Source organism: Dictyobacter kobayashii (genome assembly GCF_003967555.1).
Classification (GTDB): Bacteria; Chloroflexota; Ktedonobacteria; order Ktedonobacterales; family Ktedonobacteraceae; genus Dictyobacter; species Dictyobacter kobayashii.
In genome coordinates this window covers 2,966,358-2,984,678 of record NZ_BIFS01000001.1, presented here as the reverse complement: position 1 = coordinate 2,984,678, position 18,321 = coordinate 2,966,358, and the positions used below count along the sequence as shown (strand labels likewise).

Annotated in this window: 28 protein-coding genes; 18 read left to right on the top strand and 10 right to left on the bottom strand. The window is 45.7% G+C overall.

The genetic code is table 11. The features are described 5' to 3' along the window. Window positions 1-76 precede the first annotated feature (76 nt). On the bottom strand, window positions 77-754 hold the full coding sequence (locus EL645_RS13145) for a hypothetical protein (protein WP_126550671.1): 678 nt from the start codon (window positions 752-754) through the stop codon (window positions 77-79). Between the two features lie 429 nt (window positions 755-1,183). Here EL645_RS13145 and EL645_RS39280 point away from each other — a divergent pair, with 429 nt between their 5' ends. From EL645_RS39280 to EL645_RS13140, 3 genes are all read left to right on the top strand, one after another. After that, window positions 1,184-1,351, top strand: a complete 168-nt coding sequence (locus tag EL645_RS39280; RefSeq protein ID WP_161977345.1) for a hypothetical protein — start codon at window positions 1,184-1,186, stop codon at window positions 1,349-1,351. Between the two features lie 23 nt (window positions 1,352-1,374). Next, window positions 1,375-1,530, top strand: a complete 156-nt coding sequence (locus EL645_RS39275; RefSeq protein ID WP_161977344.1) for a hypothetical protein — start codon at window positions 1,375-1,377, stop codon at window positions 1,528-1,530. A 69-nt stretch (window positions 1,531-1,599) separates the two neighbouring features. Beyond that, a complete protein-coding gene (locus EL645_RS13140; protein WP_126550670.1) occupies window positions 1,600-2,538 on the top strand; it encodes a tyrosine-type recombinase/integrase in 939 nt (312 codons plus the stop codon). A 104-nt stretch (window positions 2,539-2,642) separates the two neighbouring features. Here EL645_RS13140 and EL645_RS13135 read toward each other — a convergent pair whose 3' ends face one another. Further along, window positions 2,643-3,068, bottom strand: coding sequence for a hypothetical protein (locus EL645_RS13135; RefSeq protein ID WP_126550668.1), 426 nt, complete (start codon window positions 3,066-3,068; stop codon window positions 2,643-2,645). 468 nt (window positions 3,069-3,536) lie between these two features. On the opposite strand from EL645_RS13135, the gene EL645_RS13130 reads away from it, so the two are divergent. From EL645_RS13130 to EL645_RS13075, 12 genes are all read left to right on the top strand, one after another. Beyond that, the gene (locus tag EL645_RS13130) at window positions 3,537-3,752 is read left to right on the top strand and encodes a helix-turn-helix domain-containing protein (RefSeq protein WP_126550666.1); all 216 of its coding nucleotides are present in this window, start codon (window positions 3,537-3,539) and stop codon (window positions 3,750-3,752) included. Between the two features lie 98 nt (window positions 3,753-3,850). Then, window positions 3,851-4,462 (top strand): endonuclease VII domain-containing protein, encoded by a 612-nt coding sequence (locus tag EL645_RS13125; RefSeq protein WP_126550664.1) that lies wholly within the window; start codon window positions 3,851-3,853, stop codon window positions 4,460-4,462. 173 nt (window positions 4,463-4,635) lie between these two features. After that, window positions 4,636-5,172 carry a hypothetical protein gene (locus EL645_RS13120; RefSeq protein WP_126550662.1) on the top strand — a complete coding sequence of 179 codons (537 nt, stop codon included), beginning with the start codon at window positions 4,636-4,638 and terminating at the stop codon, window positions 5,170-5,172. Window positions 5,173-5,329: 157 nt separating this feature from the next. After that, window positions 5,330-6,700 carry an ATP-binding protein gene (locus tag EL645_RS13115; protein WP_161977343.1) on the top strand — a complete coding sequence of 457 codons (1,371 nt, stop codon included), beginning with the start codon at window positions 5,330-5,332 and terminating at the stop codon, window positions 6,698-6,700. Window positions 6,701-6,714: 14 nt separating this feature from the next. Further along, window positions 6,715-7,833: a hypothetical protein gene (locus EL645_RS13110; protein WP_126550658.1), complete on the top strand. Its 1,119-nt coding sequence runs from the start codon at window positions 6,715-6,717 to the stop codon at window positions 7,831-7,833. A 120-nt stretch (window positions 7,834-7,953) separates the two neighbouring features. After that, window positions 7,954-8,322 carry a hypothetical protein gene (locus EL645_RS13105; protein ID WP_126550656.1) on the top strand — a complete coding sequence of 123 codons (369 nt, stop codon included), beginning with the start codon at window positions 7,954-7,956 and terminating at the stop codon, window positions 8,320-8,322. Next, window positions 8,312-8,494 carry a hypothetical protein gene (locus EL645_RS13100; protein WP_126550654.1) on the top strand — a complete coding sequence of 61 codons (183 nt, stop codon included), beginning with the start codon at window positions 8,312-8,314 and terminating at the stop codon, window positions 8,492-8,494. Before EL645_RS13105 ends, EL645_RS13100 begins: the two co-directional genes overlap by 11 nt. Window positions 8,495-8,496: 2 nt before the next feature. Then, entirely contained in the window at window positions 8,497-8,925 is a 429-nt protein-coding gene (locus tag EL645_RS13095) for a hypothetical protein (protein WP_126550652.1), read from the top strand. 56 nt (window positions 8,926-8,981) lie between these two features. After that, window positions 8,982-9,707 carry a hypothetical protein gene (locus tag EL645_RS13090; RefSeq protein ID WP_126550650.1) on the top strand — a complete coding sequence of 242 codons (726 nt, stop codon included), beginning with the start codon at window positions 8,982-8,984 and terminating at the stop codon, window positions 9,705-9,707. Further along, complete coding sequence (locus tag EL645_RS13085; protein WP_126550648.1) at window positions 9,676-9,954, top strand: hypothetical protein; 279 nt, start codon at window positions 9,676-9,678, stop codon at window positions 9,952-9,954. Before EL645_RS13090 ends, EL645_RS13085 begins: the two co-directional genes overlap by 32 nt. A 250-nt stretch (window positions 9,955-10,204) precedes the next feature. Next, the gene (locus EL645_RS13080) at window positions 10,205-10,963 is read left to right on the top strand and encodes an HlyD family secretion protein (RefSeq protein ID WP_126550646.1); all 759 of its coding nucleotides are present in this window, start codon (window positions 10,205-10,207) and stop codon (window positions 10,961-10,963) included. Window positions 10,964-10,968: 5 nt separating this feature from the next. Continuing rightward, window positions 10,969-11,253, top strand: coding sequence for a hypothetical protein (locus EL645_RS13075; protein WP_126550644.1), 285 nt, complete (start codon window positions 10,969-10,971; stop codon window positions 11,251-11,253). Window positions 11,254-11,320: 67 nt separating this feature from the next. Here the strand turns inward: EL645_RS13075 and EL645_RS13070 are convergent, their stop codons facing one another. Next, window positions 11,321-12,229: a S1 family peptidase gene (locus EL645_RS13070; RefSeq protein WP_126550642.1), complete on the bottom strand. Its 909-nt coding sequence runs from the start codon at window positions 12,227-12,229 to the stop codon at window positions 11,321-11,323. A gap of 97 nt (window positions 12,230-12,326) precedes the next feature. Continuing rightward, a complete protein-coding gene (locus EL645_RS13065; RefSeq protein WP_126550640.1) occupies window positions 12,327-13,355 on the bottom strand; it encodes a tyrosine-type recombinase/integrase in 1,029 nt (342 codons plus the stop codon). A gap of 232 nt (window positions 13,356-13,587) precedes the next feature. On the opposite strand from EL645_RS13065, the gene EL645_RS13060 reads away from it, so the two are divergent. The 3 genes from EL645_RS13060 to EL645_RS13050 all read left to right on the top strand — a co-directional run bounded on the left by EL645_RS13060 (window position 13,588) and on the right by EL645_RS13050 (window position 14,590). Next, window positions 13,588-13,839, top strand: coding sequence for a hypothetical protein (locus EL645_RS13060; protein WP_126550638.1), 252 nt, complete (start codon window positions 13,588-13,590; stop codon window positions 13,837-13,839). 83 nt (window positions 13,840-13,922) lie between these two features. Further along, on the top strand, window positions 13,923-14,300 hold the full coding sequence (locus EL645_RS13055; RefSeq protein ID WP_126550636.1) for a hypothetical protein: 378 nt from the start codon (window positions 13,923-13,925) through the stop codon (window positions 14,298-14,300). Window positions 14,301-14,305: 5 nt separating this feature from the next. Further along, entirely contained in the window at window positions 14,306-14,590 is a 285-nt protein-coding gene (locus EL645_RS13050; protein ID WP_126550634.1) for a hypothetical protein, read from the top strand. A 45-nt stretch (window positions 14,591-14,635) separates the two neighbouring features. Here the strand turns inward: EL645_RS13050 and EL645_RS13045 are convergent, their stop codons facing one another. From EL645_RS13045 to EL645_RS13020, 6 genes are all read right to left on the bottom strand, one after another. Next, window positions 14,636-14,818 carry a hypothetical protein gene (locus EL645_RS13045; protein ID WP_126550632.1) on the bottom strand — a complete coding sequence of 61 codons (183 nt, stop codon included), beginning with the start codon at window positions 14,816-14,818 and terminating at the stop codon, window positions 14,636-14,638. A 29-nt stretch (window positions 14,819-14,847) separates the two neighbouring features. Beyond that, the gene (locus EL645_RS13040) at window positions 14,848-15,255 is read right to left on the bottom strand and encodes a hypothetical protein (RefSeq protein ID WP_126550630.1); all 408 of its coding nucleotides are present in this window, start codon (window positions 15,253-15,255) and stop codon (window positions 14,848-14,850) included. 106 nt (window positions 15,256-15,361) lie between these two features. Beyond that, complete coding sequence (locus tag EL645_RS13035) at window positions 15,362-15,748, bottom strand: hypothetical protein (protein WP_126550628.1); 387 nt, start codon at window positions 15,746-15,748, stop codon at window positions 15,362-15,364. Window positions 15,749-15,837: 89 nt separating this feature from the next. Continuing rightward, entirely contained in the window at window positions 15,838-16,191 is a 354-nt protein-coding gene (locus EL645_RS13030) for a hypothetical protein (protein ID WP_126550626.1), read from the bottom strand. A 398-nt stretch (window positions 16,192-16,589) separates the two neighbouring features. Continuing rightward, on the bottom strand, window positions 16,590-17,363 hold the full coding sequence (locus EL645_RS13025) for a YfjI family protein (protein WP_126550624.1): 774 nt from the start codon (window positions 17,361-17,363) through the stop codon (window positions 16,590-16,592). Further along, window positions 17,360-18,310, bottom strand: coding sequence for a hypothetical protein (locus tag EL645_RS13020; RefSeq protein WP_126550622.1), 951 nt, complete (start codon window positions 18,308-18,310; stop codon window positions 17,360-17,362). Before EL645_RS13020 ends, EL645_RS13025 begins: the two co-directional genes overlap by 4 nt. Between the last annotated feature and the right edge of the window lie 11 nt (window positions 18,311-18,321).

Below are 18,321 nucleotides of genomic sequence, written 5' to 3'. Positions count from 1 at the left end.
ATAGCACCATTTAGAGGCAAGCAAAAAACAAAAAGACCAGGACTGCTGGAGCCCTGGTCGAAATAATCACAATCACCTAATCAGGTCGGTTCTCAGCTTGAGGCACTACTGAAGGAGGAGCATATGGGGTCGCCAGCTGAGTCTGGCCGGGATCATAAACACTTGCGGCCTGAAAAGCTGGCGCAGGATAGCTTTGTTTCTGTCTGCGTCGTGCTTGCATAGCAGGCAGCATCAAGAAAAAGCCCAGAGCGCCCAAGCCCAGAGCCGCGACCAGAATACCTACCGGCCAGCGGTTATCATAAAAGCCATCCGGATTGGCCAGGTAGCCGCTACTCGCATAGCGATCTATGCGCTGATCCTTTGAACTGGTTAGAGAGAAACTAACGACTGTAAGCTCTTGTGAATTGACCTGTGAACCATCCTTTTGATTCATAATAAATGACTGCGGATCTTCATCTTTATAAAAGATCTCACCGATACCATCGGTATTTGTAAAAGAATTATCATCAGGCATAGGAGTAAAATCAGTGGGATGAACAATATAATAGGTATCGGTCCCATCCAGCACAAAACCATAGGTACCATCACTCATCGGCACAATCTGATATTTCCCCTCAGGTACAGCTTTGTAGTTAACCTGATGAGAGCTCACGCCATACAAAATGCCACCCAGAATAATCGCAATACCAATAGCAAGGCGGCCCATATGGCTACGCAACAGCAGCACACTTATTCGAGCCAATAAATATCGCATAGTATTATTACCTCTAAGAGAATAGAATAAAAACACATAGGTATAATTCGATAAAGCAAACTCTGCAATTATAACGCAGAAAAAAGGCAGAGATAACAGAGTAGGGGATCAAAAAACCATAAATACTGATTTTCGTTATAAACTATTTAATTTAGCCGCAACTGTATCTATAGTATTGTGGCTCTCAAAAAGGGATGTGTGTTACAATATCCAATATTTATAGATAGTATCAGTGGAGTAAACATAAATGTCAGATGAAAAATCCTCACCAGAAACAAGGCGAGAGCAGATAAAAATAGTACGCCACAATATGGAGAATTCTATAGCTTTTTCGTTAAAATACTGGCTTCCTATGATCCATTAGGCTTAGTTTCTATGCGTGCACCTGATAATGAATATGACATTGAGGTTGATGCAGTTTTACTAAGGATGAAAGAAACCAGGTCGGTAGATATGCTAAGTACCATTATCTATGAGGAAATTGTGCGCTGTTTTGGTTTATCTCTTGCCAATCCTAAAACCAGTTATAATAAGATCGCCGCTAGTGTCTGGGAGACATATCAAAACTGGTTACGTGATCAAAATAATGATATTTAAAAGTCTGGCTAAGAGGTCGCCACATGCTAGATAAAGAAGATATGCTGATAAAGCATCTCAAGGCGCAGGGAGAGACGAAAAAGCCCCGACTGCTTGAATTGCAGATCGGGGGCAATGGTAGCGGCGACAGGAATCGAACCTGTGACACAGGGCTTATGAGTCCTAGTCTGACATCATAATCGCTATCGACTGGCTTTACACCTGTATTCAACGACATTAGAGAAAAGTTGAAAGCAGGTGTTTTTTTTATGGCACGGAAAAGGTCAACAATCACCGTGTTAGATGCTCTCTCGGAGTATGAATTTGTTATATCTGAGCTTTCAGAAGAGACCCAGGTCTGGTATGTCAGGCGATTGAAGCGGTTTGCTAAGTGGTGTGCGGAGAAACGGTTACATGTTCCTGATTTGAAGCCTGCTCACGTTGCAGGCTACCTGCAGGAATTACGAAAGCCTTCGGTGCGCACTGGTAAGCCGCTTTCGACTTATACGCTGCATGGGCATATGCGCTGTATCAGAACATTCTTATTCTGGTGTGCCAAGCCTGGCCAGCGATATCTGCCATTGGAGGTGGCGCAAAATCTGGTTATGCCAAAGGTCGACACGAAAGTTATCGAGCCTTTTAGCATCCAGCAGCTGCAAGCGATGCATGTGGCCAATGGGCAAAATGTCTTTCCGGTGTTTGTTGCTCGCAATAAAGCCATTATGGATGTCCTGGTCGATACAGGCATTCGAGCAAGTGAGCTCTGCAACCTGCAGCTAGAACATGTTCATATCACAGCAAAAGAAGGATATATCAAAGTTATGGGGAAAGGGCGGAAGGAACGGGAGGTGCCACTAGGACTCAAATCACGAAAGAGCTTGAATGAGTATATTAAGCGGTTTCGACCATCGATCCACAATGAAAATCATGTGTTTTTAGGCAATAAGCAAAGCAAAATGACGGTCACTGGCCTGGACCAGATGTTACGGCGTCTCGGCCGCCATGCAAAGATCAAAGGTGTTCGTGTGTCGGCTCACACATTCCGGCATACCATGGCGATTAATTTTCTTCTGCAGGGCGGCGATATCTATGTGTTATCGCGTTTGTTGGGACATGAAAGTGTGCAGGTAACAGAAGTGTACTTGCGTGCAATCAAATCAATGGAAGCGAGGAAAACAGGCAAATCAGTCTTAGATAATCTCAAGTAGAGACCATACCCTTGCAAGGGTATCTGAGCGTAGTTGAGCAGTGCTCGCAACACGTACTCAACTACTAACCACACAAAGCGACTATCCCGCTTGTGGGCTTGCTCTTAAGAGCGATTTACTTGACTATAAAGTGCCTGCACTTCTGGATGATTTAAAAAGCCATACAGGAGACGTGTTTCCTCGATGGATAATTTTACATGTTGATCCTGATAGGTGGTGCCAAATGCATCAAAGGCGTTGAGCTCAAAGAATGCTGGTATATTACATCGAGCATCCTTGTAGAGCAGGCAAAAATCAATAAGGTCTCCATAACCTGTATTGACTAGACATTTGTAAGTTAAAGTTGACTCTATATTGTTGTTCACCGTATGTATGCCTGCTATATCAGCAATAAAACGGTCTGGGATGATTTGAGGTTGTACATCAAGTACAGAAGCAACGTGAGTGCTGTTAAGGTGTTGCCAAAGTAAGTGAGTATCCTCAAACGGAATACTAAATCCAGCATAAAAGTCGCCATTTGTGTGATTCATGTAGATTGTTAGGTCTCCTGGGACCATGCAATTTTCATCTTCAAAGAGAGTTGCATAAAGAATAAAAATCTCGACTTCGATTCCATCTGAGCGAGTGTATTTTAAATTGGTGCTAAATTCTTGATGAGTAAAGAGGGATTACTTACAACAGATGGAATTTGTGTCAGAGTTGCATGCATCATGGCGAAAAAACCTTTCCTTCTGCCTATTAAACCGGTGTATAATAGGCATCAATCATGTAATGGCAATAGCGTTGACATGGCATGGTACAGAAACCGCTCAGATTAGCTTTCCAGGGCTTGGGCGGTTTTCTTCTTGCCATTTTAATAACAACGACATAGATACGTCGTTGTTCGGATTATGCACTATATTTACATCCTTGTCAATATGTAGATATGGTTACATTGACAACAATACGTCGTTGTGTTATTATCCTTGTAGCAATTATTCTTTACGAAGGAGCCAATCATGGTTAGATTGCGTATTAAAGAACTGGCAGAGGCGCAAGGACTGAACAAGTCACAGCTACAACTCAAAAGCGGTGTTACTCTCCCACTTCTCACACGCTACTGGAATAACAACACAACAGAGGTTAAGCTTGATGCTTTGCAAAAGATTGCCAACGCATTGGGTGTTAAAACTGGGGAATTGTTTGCAGAGAATGACATAGAAAATGCGGCATAGCCCGGCGATCAGTGGCTTGAGATTTTCCGGTCCTAGCACTGATCGCCCAGATAACCGCCCCAATTATATCATTAAGGGGCGACTAAGGAAGGTACACAATGCAGGCAGAGAAGCTGTGTTATGAATGCAAAGTAGTTAAACCTCTTGAAGAGTTTGGAAAGAAATCCAGCAGGAAAGATGGTCTTGAATCTGTTTGTAAGCATTGCCTTAAATTGAAGCGAATGCTTCATCCTCGTAGGAAATATACCCCAATCGAAATAGATGCTACAGCAACAAAAAAATGTGTAGACTGTCATATTGAGAAGTCATATTCTGCATTTGACAAAAATCCAACACGTAAAGATGGATACAATACCAGATGCAAAACTTGTTTAAAGATAGCAAGAAAGTCTCACAAACATACCTTCAAAAAAAGACCAAAGAAAACTAAAGCTTTCACGATGACTTTAAAGCTTGCTTCAATCACGGAAAAAGACTATTTGGAGCAACTTGAAAAACAACAAGGGAAGTGTGCTATCTGTGGCAAATTAGAAACGAGTCTTGATAACTATCGCAAAGCAGACAAACGATTATCCATTGATCACTGCCATAAAACAGGAAACTTTAGAGGGCTACTTTGTACAAAATGCAATGTAGGATTAGGCATGTTTGGAGATGATAGTGAAATGCTTCAAAGAGCTATTGATTATCTAGAGTCCCGAATGTATTAAATCGCTTGTCAGTAGAGGTCAAAGATCTACTGACAAGCTAACTCCAACGAGTGACCAAAGCGCTTGTGGAGCTGTTTTGTAGTGTAACACATATTGTGTGATGTGCGCTACCGATATGCTCACAAGCCTAGTAAAACCGATGTTCTACAACACGAAAGGCTAGGCTTTTTTTCATGTCAGATACACGAACCGAAAACAGATTATCTTCAGTTAGAGACTCCATCAGGGGCGCCAATGAGTGGCTTGTCGGTGTCGGAGTACTCATGGTCCTCTTCTGCATTATATGCACCCTCTTAGAAGTTCAGACCAGCGAGGCCGCTATCACCAATGGTGGGGCTATGTCGCTCTTACGTCCCGACGTCGCTACTTTCTGGCAGCTGGTTGACCTGGTTGAAGGTCATTTAACCCCTGCTCAAATTGTCGTAGTCATATGGGGCTGGGGATCACAGATCATTTACTTTGCCTGCATTGTCGGATACAAGCATTTTCACAAATCGATTGCGCGCCATAATGAGCTTCTGGCAAAAGCCTGCACAGGTGGCGCGGTGCTGATCACCTTTTATAACTGTGTGACTGATTACAACTATGTTGGCCTGGTCATCAATAATTTTTGGTGGCAGGTCGCCATATCGTCCGTTATCGCGCTTGGCTCTGCCACTCTTGGCATCGCTGGGCTGCACTTTATCAAAGCTGGTTTTGGAAAGGAATAAAACGATGACAACAAAAGCGCTTCCAAAATGGCAATACTTGGGTGGTCCACTTCTGGCAGGTGCTGGGGTTGAGTTATTCACTCACTCCCAGCCAGGGCTCATTCTTGGAGGGACCGCGGCATTTCTCCTGTGGAAATACGGCCCAAAAAATCTTGATATGAGTGCAGTTTTGAGCAAGTTGCGCGGTGAGTCCTTCTCTGATGAGGAGGGCTCTGACTACATTACAGAACCAAAGTCAGAACGTCTCCCAGCACTGCCAACTGATCCTTATGCGGCAGCAATTGACAGCGATGTCTTGCAGCTGGGCAGCATTGTCGAGACGCAAGAGCGCTTTGACCCTTGCATGGATGATCTCTTAGGCAAAGGTATGCTGCTCGCCGGCAGTCAAGGGACTGGCAAAAGTAACATTATCGGCCTGGTCGCCCGTAGTGCTGGCCAGATCGGCATGCCCTTCTTAATCATCGATTTTAAAGGGGAGTTCTACACACTGACCGATGTTGTCCCCAATGGCATTGTAGCAGGGCATCCTGATGCATCAGATCAGTTTTCAGGGGGCTTCTTTCCGCTCACCAGTGAGAACACAGCAGAACTTGCACAGATCCTTATGGAAGGACCATTCCAGGTTATTCTTGATGTTCCCAGCTACAACGGGGACAACGATGAAGTGGCGGCCGTTATCGCGAATTTACTGCATGCTCTGATGGACTGGTCAAAAGACATCAAACGTCAGGGTGGCGATCCCTGGCCATGTCTGGTGATTACAGATGAGGCCCATAACTTCCTGCCTGAACGTAAACCATTATCAGCACTGGTCATGCAGAGGCCAGATGAAAGCTTTGGATCAATGACCAAAGCGTATAGCCGTATGGCCAATACCGGCCGATCCTTTGGCTATACGTTGCTTCTGGCGACGCAGCGGCTCCCGAATATCGCAAAGTGGAGCATCGCCAATCTTCAGACCAAAGTGATTTTGGCACATGCTGAAAAGAATGATCTGAATGCCTGTGAAGTTGAAACGGGTGGCCTGGTCGATAAAGAAGTGATTAAGCGCCTGCAGCAAGGGACAGGGGTTGTCATGGGCTTTACACACGATCCTATCATTGTTCATTTTGATAAGCAGCTGGCCCGACACGTATCAGTAACACCTAAAGTCGCCCATCTGAAAAAACAGTTCTCACATTCACGTTCACAGCAGCAAGACATATCTAAATTTATGAGCACAAAATATCAGTCAAGTCTTGCCGTGAATGAATACGTGAATACGCCTGTAGAGCCTGTGAATGACCGTGAATGCCCTGTGAATATTCACGAGGGTGAAGAGACTATTAACGACCAGAATACGCCCAAATTCACGCCTGAGCAATCGGCAGAAGTGCTGAAAGCCTACGGCATTTTACTGAAATCTGGTCAGGCTCCAACGCGCAACGCATTGCGAATTTGGCTGTATGAGAATGTCAGTAAAGCCTGGAATACCAGTCAGAAAAACTACGATGTCTTCAAAGCGATCTGTGATGAGTACGGACTCTAAAGGGAGGAGTAGAGATGAGCGCACAAACAAAGCACCATTGGAAACATGCAGCTATAGAGAAATCAGGCCTGCTATCTGACCTTTGGGATATCTTTATCAGTTATGGCGGTCGAGCAGCTGGCTGGATACTCTTTGGATGCATGGTGTGTAACATCCTGCAGATCATCCCGAATGTCACCATTCCCCAGCTGCTCATCAACATTGTCATGGGCACGCAAATTATCACGCTCGACATTGCTGGCTTTGGTCTCAATACCATCGCCAAGCATGTGCTGAAAAGCACCCAGGATACAGAGGCTCGCAAGACGGCCGAAAGTGCAAAGAAGCTGGCCAAGTGTTTGATCGGCTTAATGATCCTCACCGTCGGACTGATTACTGTTGGCTATCTGTATCCACCAGCAAAACAGGCGACGGACATCATTGATAAGGTACTCATCCTCGCAAGGATTGTCTTGATTGTAATCTACATGCACACTATGCATGACTTGAGACAAGCAGAGTTGGAAGTCATTGCTCAGGCAGAGCAAACAGCCCAGGCGAATGACCAGTTATTGCTCGACCAGGTCGAACAAGTGAAAGGGCTAGCATCAACTGTACATACCCTGTCTGCACAGCAGGCCCAAAGTACAGACAGGATAGACAGGGTGTATACAGAGCTGAAAAAACTTGCAGACAGGATAGACACCACTATAGACAAAGGGACATTTGAGAGCCTGTCCAGACAAGTGTATTCCCTTGCAAGGGATAATCAGGAAATGCGATCATCGGTGACTGAGGTGCATCAAAATGTCCTGCAAATCACCCAAAATCTCTATAGTCTCCCAGCTGGTCAGATGGTAAATGCAGAGCAGGAGCCGCGGCTTTTACCAGAAGGAACTATTGACCAGGCGCCCGACACGGACGGTCTGACCGATATCGTCATCCCGCCTCTAGAGGTCCCTGGTGTCTCATCTGAAAAAGTCGCTGATGTGGTCGCCGCGTTCCTAGGTGGCATGAGTTGGTCAAAAATCGCGACAGAGAAAAGCATCAATTACAGTCGGACCATCAAACCGATCAGAGAAGCATATGAGCAGTATGTTTCCAGTGAAATACAGCCAAATACAGAGGTGTACACACCTGTACATACCCTATAGACACAAGTATGTACACCTGTCTCGCGTACAGACAAAGTATGTACATCGATGTAGACAGGGTATAGACAAAAATCATTCGTACGCAAAAGTACAGCCAAATTTAGGAAAGGAAAAACCATCATGACCGAGTCAATTGTCTGGCATCAGGAGAAAAAAACACAACATTGGACTGAATATTATCTGCTTTTGGCAAACGGCGAGCAACGTATCTCGCTTATCTTAAAACATAATGCTGAGACCAATGAAGTGATTGCAGAACCATACTCGCCGCCCGATATCAACTACACCATTCATGACTCCTGCGATCATGAGCAGGATGAATGTGTGCTCGATGATCCTGACAGCTGGGAGTCCCAGGACGTCGCCATGGCAGAGCAATATGGATATGCAGAAAAGAACCTGGTCAACCTGGAGAGGCAAGTCAAAGAACAAAAGATAGTAGAGCAGCTGATTGCAAAGAAACAGCGAGGGGAAAACAATGAGCTTTGAAGATGTGATTATCAACTGTGTTGATTGTCAGAGGCAACTACCGTTTCAGTATCAATTTCAAAATCGTATGCGCTGCCCAGCATGCGAAAAGAAATTTATAGCTCTGAGCAAAGAGCAACGTATTGCAGCAAACCAGGAAGTGGCGAGACGATTCAATCAGGAGGGCAAATAATCATGGCAGAGTCAATAGTCTGGCATCAGGAACAAAAAACACAACATTGGACTGAATATTATCTGCTTCTGGGAGAAGGGGAGCAACGCATTTCTTTTATCCTGAAGCATAACGCAGAGACCAATGAGGTGATTGCAGAGCCGTACACACCGCCCGATATCAACTACACCATTCATGACTCCTGTGATCACGAGCAGGATGAATGTGTGCTCGACGATCCTGATAGCTGGGAGTCCCAGGACGTTGCCATGGCTGAGAAGCATAGCTATGCAGAAAAGAACCTGGTCAATTTGGAGAAACAAGTCAAAGAACAAAAAATAGTTGATAGGCTGGCCAGCAAAAATATCTCAGAAGCGATTGAGTCAGAGCAAAGACCTGAGAAAGTCTATCCTCCTGCTGATCATTGGGAAGATGACATTCATCTTTTGTAGCATGTAATGCTATAATCTTTGCCTACATATGTTTTGTTTTAAGCGGAGGTCGTGTGGTGGAAACAACAATCCTCGTAGATATTGACGGTGTTTTAGCAACTAGAAATCTTCCTCGTTTATTGTCCATTTATGATGACGTATTAAATCTTGCGATCCCAAAGGAGCAACTTGCATGCGTCAGGAGCCTGGAAGCGTTTCATGCGCTTCCCCAGGCTCAAGCGCATCGCATAAAAATGGGTGAGGTTCGCTATCAAAATCAGTTTACAGCCTTGCGCTTTCACCCACATTATGTGGCCGCATGCCATATGATACATGGCTCCTTGCAAGGGGTCCGCTATCTTGTGAAACGGTGTAATGCACTTAGCTATTGTACGGCTCGCGTCATCAACTTTAATGAGCAGTGGAATGCGGCCCTGGCCAGGTCTACCTGGATATGGCTCAAGAATAATGACTTTCCGAATGAGGGCCAGATCTTTTTCTGCGATGGTCCTCAAGCTAAGTTAACAAGAATTGTCGCAATGATACGCGAGCGAGCACAAAGTGTGCTTCTGATTGATGACAGCTTAGAAATGCTTCTTAGTGCGTTCGATGCGTTACCCAATGAGAATCAGCGTGTGCTCTCAGAGCATCTTACCCTGGCTGCATTTGGATATGAGGAATGTGATCAAGAGAGCACATTGCAAGTTATTCCGTTCCCGAACTGGGCAGAAGTTCATAATTTAGCCGTAAACAGGCCAAAGGAGATCAACCATGGCGAAGGGCAAAGGTGGCAACCAAGATAAAAATAAACGTGATAGTGATGGAATGAGCAAGCAGCATTACACTGATACCAGTGATTGCGAATATTGTTCAAATAATATGCAGTGTCCATACTGGTGGCAAGATCCAGAAGATGGAGTCTGGTATCACAATCAATCAGGGTCTCGCCAATACATTAATGATGCCGTGATTGAGGAGCAGTTTGGGGTAATTGACAAAACTCCTGAGCCTCCTACACAATATCCCAGGCGCAAAAGAGGTTTATGGTAGATGATATAATCTCATCAATGCTCCTGTTCTCTTCAATAAATCAGAGCATGAAAAAGCAGGCTGGCACGTAGGCGCTGGCCTGCTTTCTTTTTATCGGATTCAACAAACGCACAATGGCATCTCACCCTTGCAAGGGCATGAAGAGGAATAACTCTATGGCCACGTGTCAAGGTCATTTCTTGCGCTTCTCAGAGCATTGACGTATGATTGTCCGCATGACATGTCATCCTTTCTAGAAGGTGGAAAAATTATGAGCACTAAAGCAACAAAACCACAAGAGCCACAACCAGAGACACAGAATGCGCTGGCTGACCTGGAGCGTGAACAGACACACATTCGAGCGCATATGGATGAACAGCGTACACGTTGTTCAGTCTTACAGCAGCAATTTGCGTCAAAGCTATCTGCGCAACGCCTCATGTCCAAAGAGCGCACGCCACTCCTTATAGCCGCCACAGCTGCCCAGGAAGCGGTACGTACGGCGCAAGAGGCACTGAGTAGGCACCTTAATACAGCAACTGAAAGCGTTTATGCGGATACTCTCTTTGATGCAGAACAACGACAGAGCACAGCACAATCTGAGCTCGCTGCATTCGATAAGCAGCATGAAGACATCGACGCCGCGCACCTGCAGCAGGATAGAGACGCAATCCAGGAGCTTGAGCAATCGATAGCACAGGCAGCGGAACACCTCAGAATGCTCTCCGCTCAAATAGAGCAGGCAACAGAACAGCAGCTGGGATCGTCGATGCAACGTGTTCTCATGGCCTACCAGGATCTGTATACGACCTTGGAACGTGAAGGCCCGGCGATGGCCAGGATGCGCACACATGACCCGGTTCTCTTTCATCGCCTGATGCCAGATCTCACGATTGACATGGATCAATTATGGAGTCTGATGTCTCCACACATTGATCATCCTGAAGATTTCCGACCATTTTTGAAAGAACGGCAGGCAGTGATGAGCGATTATCTGGCAAAACTGGCATCACACGAAAGCTTGGTGTAAACGATATGGCAAGTACATTTCTCAAACACTATGCACGCCATGTGCCACGGTTTGAGGCGCGTGAGAAACGCTACAGGGCTCAGAGTGTTGCAGCTCATGCGGAACGCCTCACGACGCTTGTAGAGCAACTGGATCCAGGAGAGCGACAACAGATCGATGCAGAGATTGCTCGTCTGGATAGTGAGCGCAAACAAGCAGAACGATTTGACCGCTATAACGAGATGACTGCACGCCACCAGGCCGCATTCAGATCGCAAGTGCAAAAGGCCCGAGCAGCACGACTGTACTAAAAAACTTACTCCCCTGGCCACATAAACGACCAGGGGAGCTCTGTTATAAAGTGGACCATGACCCATTTTATTGCTCTGCCCCCTCTTGCAAGGGAATGGAGTCGATTAATTCTTTTTTCTCAGAGGAAGCTTTATTGATTTGAGCCATAGATGCAACGCAATGTTTAATTGTTTCAATAACAGTAGATGCTTTGTAAACAACTCCTAAATCAATCATTTGTTTCATTTCAACACCTGGAATGTGTTGTTGTGCCGTTGGAATTGGTATAAGCTCAATTTGTCCAAATTCACTACGATAAAACACTGCAGAGATAATACCCAAGAATAAAACCCTAGCGCCAACCACAAAATTTCCTCTTTGTGAATATCCTCCATTATCACAGATAAAAACAGGGCTCCCACTTGATCCAGGAAAAACTGATGCATCAATAAGGAACGTAGGTTGGCCATTATAATTGATTTGAAGAGGTGTTGCGCTTACTCCCTTACGTAGAATTGGTAAGAGGTTCACTTCATCAAATATACCATTAGGGTAACCGATAAATGTTACCTCTTCCATAGCATCCAGTTCTTGAAGTTGGGTATCAGTTGGCATCAAACTAGATGGAATGGATCTAAAAAAAATCTGATTGCCAGGTTGTTTTGCTTGCAGTTGGAGTATGATTGGAACAAGTGGAGTAACTGCTACATCAATTTGAGGATCTGGATGACCATACCATACTTGGTCTGTCTCAATGTCAACGCGGTGTCCGATTAAGGGGTGTTGTCCATCTTGTGTTTTCGTGAAGAAAAAGCGTGATGTATGAGCATTGGCTATTACATGCTTATTCGTCACTAGAAATAAAGCGTCCCTCCCTTTATAGAGATATGAGAATATAAATCCCGTTCCTTTTCCTTGTGATTGCTTCTGTTGTGAAACAGCTTCAATTAGCACAGTTGAAAAGAAAAGTTGTTCTGATGGTGATTGAACTTGCATGAATTTATTTTCCTTTTCATGGCTTGTTAATTCATTATTGGAAATTTAACAAAGATGAAGCATAAAAAATTGATCGTACTGATACAGCAAAATAATGTTAGTCGAGTTTCACTCCTTCATTCGCAATCGTCTGAGATGCAGCATAGCGGGCAGGCATCGCAATACTGGACCAGCCACCGGCGTCCTGTAATGTTTTGATATTAGTCCCTGCACGCACAGCCCTGGTTGCCCAGGCATGCCGCCCATCATGAGCGGATGCGCCGCTAACGTCGATTGCTTTGCAAAGTGTGTTGACGCGTTTCGTGATAGCACGCTCACTCATGTGTCCAGACATCGCGCCGCCTTTGTGACTTCCCATCAGGAGCTGCTCAGTAGGCTTGCATACCTCAAAATAACGTAGAGCAGCAATAAGGGTATCACGGGTGACTGTATGCGTCTGAACTTTATCAACCTTTGCTCGGTAAAAGGTAAGCATCCCTGTATGTGTATTGATTGCAGTCACTGGTAGATCAGCGATCTCACCACAGCGGAGCCCATGATCAAAAAGCAGACACATCAGCAGTGTGTCGCGACGCCCCTGAGGGGTATCAGGTTGCGCTTTTAACTGCTTTACTTGTTCGGGCGAAATAGAGATAGGCTCTGCTTTCTTAGCGCGCTTTTGTCGTGTTTGTTCTCTGGCCTGGTCAATATTACGCCCCTCTTTATGGCGATATCCTTTTACCAGAGTGATGAGTCCCATATCAGCAGGTGATAACGTTCCTGCCCGAGCAGCCAGGGAGCAATATCTTTTGATCGTCGATAATCGCACATTAATGGATCCAATCGCATAGCCTTGTTGGAGCTGATAGCGGACAAACCCATCAATAAGCCCATGTGTCATACCTGACCACGCGCCAGGCGATGAGAGTAACGCATCAACTGTAACCTCTACCCTTGCAAGGGTAAGATACTGCACAAAGAGAGCGAGGTCATTAGATTGGCGGCGACGTGTGTTGGATGAGAGACGTAATTGATACTCACTGAACACATATCGCTCTGCATGCTCATTTGCGATTGCGCCGGCCAGCGCCATAGGAGTCTCACTGGAGACGATGTCTGAAACTGTGATGATATTCTTCTCTGGCATGTATATTCTTTTCCTCTCTCTATTTTCGTACTGATTTCTTTGAATAATCAGTACCTATTTGCTGCAATTTTAGCATGTTCAGACCATAAATACAAGTAAATAATGGTCTATCCGTATCATCTTTTTATCCTTCTTTTTTAGATTGCTTAGACTACTGCAAACTGATATACTAAATAAGCAGAGAAGTGTATCTATTTATCATCTGGTACTGCCTAGATGCAAGGATGATTTTATGAAGAAAAAAGAAGATATTCACGACTATTGCACCGCTGGCGATGCTGCCCAGGTGTTGAGTGAGAAGTTGGGGCGCCCGATCCTTCCCAACTACATTTGCAAGATGGCAAAAAGTCGTAAACGTGTGATACGCACTGTTCGCATAGGACGCAACCTCCTCTATCATCGGTTCGATATTGCAGACAGTTTAATCAAGAAGAAAAACACACTGCATGTTGAACAGGTAACAGCTAGCACTGTTTCATTGTAGTGATCATGATGTACGTATGACATGTTAACTTTAGGCAAAGGCGTTTCTTTAAAGAGCGTGGCAGAAAATGACAGGTGCTGAACATGAGCGATACCCCAGAAACACTGACCCCAGCGCAAGAGAGCTTTGTGTCAGCTTTGCTCTGCCTGACAACTATTGCAGATGCAGCCGCCGCGGCAAAAGTATCAGAGAGGACCGCCTATCGCTGGTTAAAACTGCCTGCAATCCAGGCTGAACTGAGCAAAGCACGTGATCACGCCTTTACCCAGGGACTCAACAAGCTCCAATCAGGGATTGACCTGGCAATCAGCACCTTACAGCGCAATATGATCAGCGATGAGCCACAATCAACTCAGGTACGCGCCGCTCAGATCTGGTTAGACCAGGCGCTCAAAGCCCACGAAATGACCGATATCAAAGCACAGCTTGCAGAACTGCAGGCCCTGGTCAAAGAAAGGTAAGCACAATGGGAACAACTCCAAATATCCAACAGCAGATCAAGAAAATAAAAGAACAGCTGCAACCCAATGAGGCAATCAAACAAACAATCGATTGGGATCTTTCGCTGTTTACGCCTGACGAACAGGTACAGCTGCAGGCCCTGCTTGCCATTGTCGAACCTAAATACAGGTGGGTTGAAACAGGAGAGTATGCCGGCAAGATCATCTTGCGCGATCTCTCTGATGACGAACTAGACCAGCTGAGCCGCTGGGACACCCTGCAGGTTGAGCGCAAAAACAAACAGGCATAAGCACCTGGCAACGAAAAAGACCACTTGTGATAAGTGGTCTTTTCTTTATTCTTGTTCACCCTTGCAAGGGGTGTCTCCCTGGCCAGGGCGGATCATGGTTTCTTTCATCACGCGCTTTCGGTATGCCCGATCAAACGCCTGATACTGTTTGTCTTTGGCTCGCGCTTCCCGCTCTTTCAAGATGGCGCGTAACAATTCCGGTCCGCTGGGAGTCTCCGGCGTGTCCATACGTTGCCCCTCTTTCTGTCAACCAGACATTACACTGTCTGAACCAATTTCGCACTACGGACACGCTGAGACCGTTTAGCGCGATATGTGCCCTGTGATTGGCTATCTGGTCGCGTTGCTCGCTCAGAATTGGCTGTAATCGCGTTTTCTGCTAATTTCCGACTCTCATAGAAAGGCAATGCTCGCTTATTGCGTTTCAAAAACTTGCCCAGGCTGAGCAGGATAAACCATCTATCGTAGTCATCAAGTGTCGCCTGGGCGAGCAGCTGGTGCGCTTCCTGGTCCGTCCATGTGATGGACGCCTGGTCAGCGACAAACAATCGGAAGATTTCGGCCGAGCAGGCCATAAGTGCATATGACTGATTGTTGAACACAAACCAGGATAGGCGCGCTTTCGTGAGCAAGATAACCGGTACTGAGCTCTGATTTCTGATCATTGGATACTTCCTCCTGATGCTTTAGAGGGTGGAACAATCGCCCGACGGCGAGCCTTGCCCCACCCTGACAAACAACTATGAAATTGTCTTATGTAAGTCAATTTTATTATTGAGACAATGTATCTTTAATCCGCTTCCTGACTGCTTTCTGCACTGCCTGCAGCTGGTCCGCTGGGCATAAATCTTCAATCATGCGCGCCCAATCGATCTCCGCATTGTTCGCGAGGTATCCAGGCAGATCGCGCAACTCAATCCAGGGAAAATGCAGCTCCCCCTGCTCGACTTCTTTTGCTTCTGCGAGGTCCGAGCAGGGGCGCTTATGATAGATCAGGATACTTTCATTCTTTGGTTGCCAACGCTCATCCTGCCTGTAGTGATACATGCCCTGGGAAGCTTTCTCTATCTTGCGGCCGCAATAATCGCAAATAAAGACAGGACAAAACAGATCCGGCTCCCCCTGGGGATGTCTGATCAGCAATTCAATCTTGATCATGGCTCAATCCTTTCCAACAATCGCACCGCGGCGATACGTCGAACATCCTGACAAAAAACTATATATTTGTCTTATGTAAGACAATTTTATTATTGAGATTTAGTATCGTTTAGCTTCCTGGGGCGCATGCACAACACAATGGTTGCAAAGACCAGCTGACAAGCAGGAACCTGCATATGCTGTTTCTTTAGTCGTTGCGCTACCACTATGGCATCATGCATACTCCGAATAAACCAACGATCGAAACGAGGTCGAACATCATACAAGTCATCAAAACCAACACGCCAGGCTCCCCGGCCAGCAAAAGCATACGGCTCCCAGCGGGCGCGATCATCGGGCAATGCAGACCAGGCGGCGACCAGGCCCTTGACGTCATCAGCTGGCCCATCAAAATGGATGAACCAATGTTCTCCGTGTAGTTGAAGCTCTCGAATGTGAAGCATTCAATAACTCTCTTTCTTCCCTTGCAAGGGTGTGAGTAGGTACAAATCTCAAACTAGACAAGCTAGACACTACCTAGACATTTTTGTCTAGCTTGTAAATCCGCTCTACAAGCCATTTTAAATACATTTTTTGTCAAGCTAGACAAACTAGACACTTTTTTAACAAAACCCTTGCAAGGGAGTCATACTATGTATAATAATATAAATAATATAGCAATTTGTTATATATATTATATTATTATACATAGTATGACTCCCTCTAACCCTTGCATGGGATGTTTTTATTAAAAAGTGTCTAGTTTGTCTAGCTTGGTGTTTTTTGTTCATAAACCCGCTCCGGAGGCTGATTGGCAAGCTAGACATTTTTGTCTAGCTTATGTCTAGTTTGTCTAGGTAATCTATTTCAAGCTAAAGCACTTGGCTCCTTTTGCGGTTGTGTGCTTTTCGAACTCGCTGCTGCAAAGTTTGAGCATCATCTCTTCGATGTAGGCGCGTCCGTATGCTTTGAGGTTTCGTGATTTGTTGCGCAGCTGAGATGCGGTTATTCGTTCGAAACCACGTTCAGTCCATTTTTTCATTTCGCTGAGGATATCTTCTTCGATTTTTGCATATGCAGTTTGTTGGCGAGGTCCGTTGGTCTGGTCATAGATGCGATGCACGCTTTTACGCATGATTTCGGCTTGTTCCTGGGCCTTTGCCCAGTGTCTCAGTTCTATGTGATGATTGTTTCCCAGGCTACCCATGAGCAGAGACATGCGAAGCGCGGTCCCGGCCAGGCGATCATACGACGCATTCAAATCATCATGAGGAAAGTCTTTCAGCATGGTTTTGAGAGCTTTGCGGTATCGTTTGTATGCCTCATTCGCTTCTGGTGTGATTTCGCAGCGATGTTCTGGCAACTCTTCACGCTCGATTTGAAAGCGACCAGTCTTTTTGTTGTTCTCATCGATGATCTCTGTGATGGAGCATTCAGGAATGCCCAGGCGTGCATGATAGTCTCTCAGTTCTGCCTTGAGGTCTTCTGGTATGGGTATTTCAATGCCAGCATCCAGCGTTGCTATCTTGCTGTCCTGCTTCGATGCGACGGCGACAAAACTAAATCGACCTAAGAAACCATCGTTCCATATGCCGGAGCCTGCTTTTCCATGTTCCTGTAAGTTGGGTGGTGTCATCCCTCCCAGTATGGTGATATAGGGTTGTACGATCGGCTCTGGTCCCCTTGCCTGGGTATCTGGAGTAAACTCAGGGGGCATGCATCCAGCGTTAAGAGGATATCGACAAACTCAGAGTTCGTGCTGTTCTTTTTAAGAGCAGACTCAATGAATTTGCCGATCTCGTCGATGTACATTCCCTTCTGACCAGGCATGGTCATTTTTTTTCTGATCAGCTCCTGCTTTTCGATGGGAAGTGAGCTATAGTCAGAGGCAATATGCTTACCTGCCATATTGGAGAGTAGTTTTGACGGCGAGGGTTTGTCTGGTCCGAGTAGATGTCCCAGGCCCGACTCGATCAGCATTTTTTTTGCTACACGAGCGGTGGTTGATTTGGCAAAGAGAGATGAATTGCCATAGAGAGCAATCATCAGGTTCCCATAGACCCGCTCATTCCCTAAAGGTAAGTAGGCGCGTCTGGCATTGACCACCGAGAGCGCCCAGAGACCAGTAAACACATGGTAGTCATCGTAAGCTTCTGGGCTGGCCATGCGTGAAAAGCGCACGTACTTATCGAGCCATGGGCATGCCCCCTCTGCAAGGGATGGTGCCAGCTGGGCATACTCAGGAAGCTCGACAAATGAGGATATGTCCTCATTTTCAATCTCGATATCATCGAGCGTTGGAGGTGGATTTAATAGCTCAGCTAAGGCAGGATCTGTTTTACATAATCCTGTGATGGTTTTGTTGATTTGTTCGGCTATTTTTTGGGCGTTACTTTTTGTGGCCTGTTGAGTCTTTGTAAAGATGCGTTCTATATCTTCAATAACATCTTTCCATTCTCCAAAATCTTCAGGCTGATCATCAGGCCATACTCCCTTGCAGAGCCCCTGAATGTACTCCCTTACTTCAGAGTCGATATCTTTTGCTTTTTTTCGCGTGCCTGGTCGGATGGGTGTTTGTACCATATGATTGTCAC

Excerpts from the sequence above, each read along its gene's own strand:
- EL645_RS13145 (WP_126550671.1), bottom strand. The coding sequence starts at position 754 with ATGCGATATTTATTGGCTCGAATAAGTGTGCTGCTGTTGCGTAGCCAT.
- EL645_RS39280 (WP_161977345.1), top strand. The coding sequence starts at position 1,184 with ATGAAAGAAACCAGGTCGGTAGATATGCTAAGTACCATTATCTATGAG.
- EL645_RS39275 (WP_161977344.1), top strand. The coding sequence starts at position 1,375 with ATGCTAGATAAAGAAGATATGCTGATAAAGCATCTCAAGGCGCAGGGA.
- EL645_RS13140 (WP_126550670.1), top strand. The coding sequence starts at position 1,600 with ATGGCACGGAAAAGGTCAACAATCACCGTGTTAGATGCTCTCTCGGAG.
- EL645_RS13135 (WP_126550668.1), bottom strand. The coding sequence starts at position 3,068 with ATGAATCACACAAATGGCGACTTTTATGCTGGATTTAGTATTCCGTTT.
- EL645_RS13130 (WP_126550666.1), top strand. The coding sequence starts at position 3,537 with ATGGTTAGATTGCGTATTAAAGAACTGGCAGAGGCGCAAGGACTGAAC.
- EL645_RS13125 (WP_126550664.1), top strand. The coding sequence starts at position 3,851 with ATGCAGGCAGAGAAGCTGTGTTATGAATGCAAAGTAGTTAAACCTCTT.
- EL645_RS13120 (WP_126550662.1), top strand. The coding sequence starts at position 4,636 with ATGTCAGATACACGAACCGAAAACAGATTATCTTCAGTTAGAGACTCC.
- EL645_RS13115 (WP_161977343.1), top strand. The coding sequence starts at position 5,330 with ATGAGTGCAGTTTTGAGCAAGTTGCGCGGTGAGTCCTTCTCTGATGAG.
- EL645_RS13110 (WP_126550658.1), top strand. The coding sequence starts at position 6,715 with ATGAGCGCACAAACAAAGCACCATTGGAAACATGCAGCTATAGAGAAA.
- EL645_RS13105 (WP_126550656.1), top strand. The coding sequence starts at position 7,954 with ATGACCGAGTCAATTGTCTGGCATCAGGAGAAAAAAACACAACATTGG.
- EL645_RS13100 (WP_126550654.1), top strand. The coding sequence starts at position 8,312 with ATGAGCTTTGAAGATGTGATTATCAACTGTGTTGATTGTCAGAGGCAA.
- EL645_RS13095 (WP_126550652.1), top strand. The coding sequence starts at position 8,497 with ATGGCAGAGTCAATAGTCTGGCATCAGGAACAAAAAACACAACATTGG.
- EL645_RS13085 (WP_126550648.1), top strand. The coding sequence starts at position 9,676 with ATGGCGAAGGGCAAAGGTGGCAACCAAGATAAAAATAAACGTGATAGT.
- EL645_RS13080 (WP_126550646.1), top strand. The coding sequence starts at position 10,205 with ATGAGCACTAAAGCAACAAAACCACAAGAGCCACAACCAGAGACACAG.
- EL645_RS13075 (WP_126550644.1), top strand. The coding sequence starts at position 10,969 with ATGGCAAGTACATTTCTCAAACACTATGCACGCCATGTGCCACGGTTT.
- EL645_RS13070 (WP_126550642.1), bottom strand. The coding sequence starts at position 12,229 with ATGCAAGTTCAATCACCATCAGAACAACTTTTCTTTTCAACTGTGCTA.
- EL645_RS13065 (WP_126550640.1), bottom strand. The coding sequence starts at position 13,355 with ATGCCAGAGAAGAATATCATCACAGTTTCAGACATCGTCTCCAGTGAG.
- EL645_RS13060 (WP_126550638.1), top strand. The coding sequence starts at position 13,588 with ATGAAGAAAAAAGAAGATATTCACGACTATTGCACCGCTGGCGATGCT.
- EL645_RS13055 (WP_126550636.1), top strand. The coding sequence starts at position 13,923 with ATGAGCGATACCCCAGAAACACTGACCCCAGCGCAAGAGAGCTTTGTG.
- EL645_RS13050 (WP_126550634.1), top strand. The coding sequence starts at position 14,306 with ATGGGAACAACTCCAAATATCCAACAGCAGATCAAGAAAATAAAAGAA.
- EL645_RS13045 (WP_126550632.1), bottom strand. The coding sequence starts at position 14,818 with ATGGACACGCCGGAGACTCCCAGCGGACCGGAATTGTTACGCGCCATC.
- EL645_RS13040 (WP_126550630.1), bottom strand. The coding sequence starts at position 15,255 with ATGATCAGAAATCAGAGCTCAGTACCGGTTATCTTGCTCACGAAAGCG.
- EL645_RS13035 (WP_126550628.1), bottom strand. The coding sequence starts at position 15,748 with ATGATCAAGATTGAATTGCTGATCAGACATCCCCAGGGGGAGCCGGAT.
- EL645_RS13030 (WP_126550626.1), bottom strand. The coding sequence starts at position 16,191 with ATGCTTCACATTCGAGAGCTTCAACTACACGGAGAACATTGGTTCATC.
- EL645_RS13025 (WP_126550624.1), bottom strand. The coding sequence starts at position 17,363 with ATGACACCACCCAACTTACAGGAACATGGAAAAGCAGGCTCCGGCATA.
- EL645_RS13020 (WP_126550622.1), bottom strand. The coding sequence starts at position 18,310 with ATGGTACAAACACCCATCCGACCAGGCACGCGAAAAAAAGCAAAAGAT.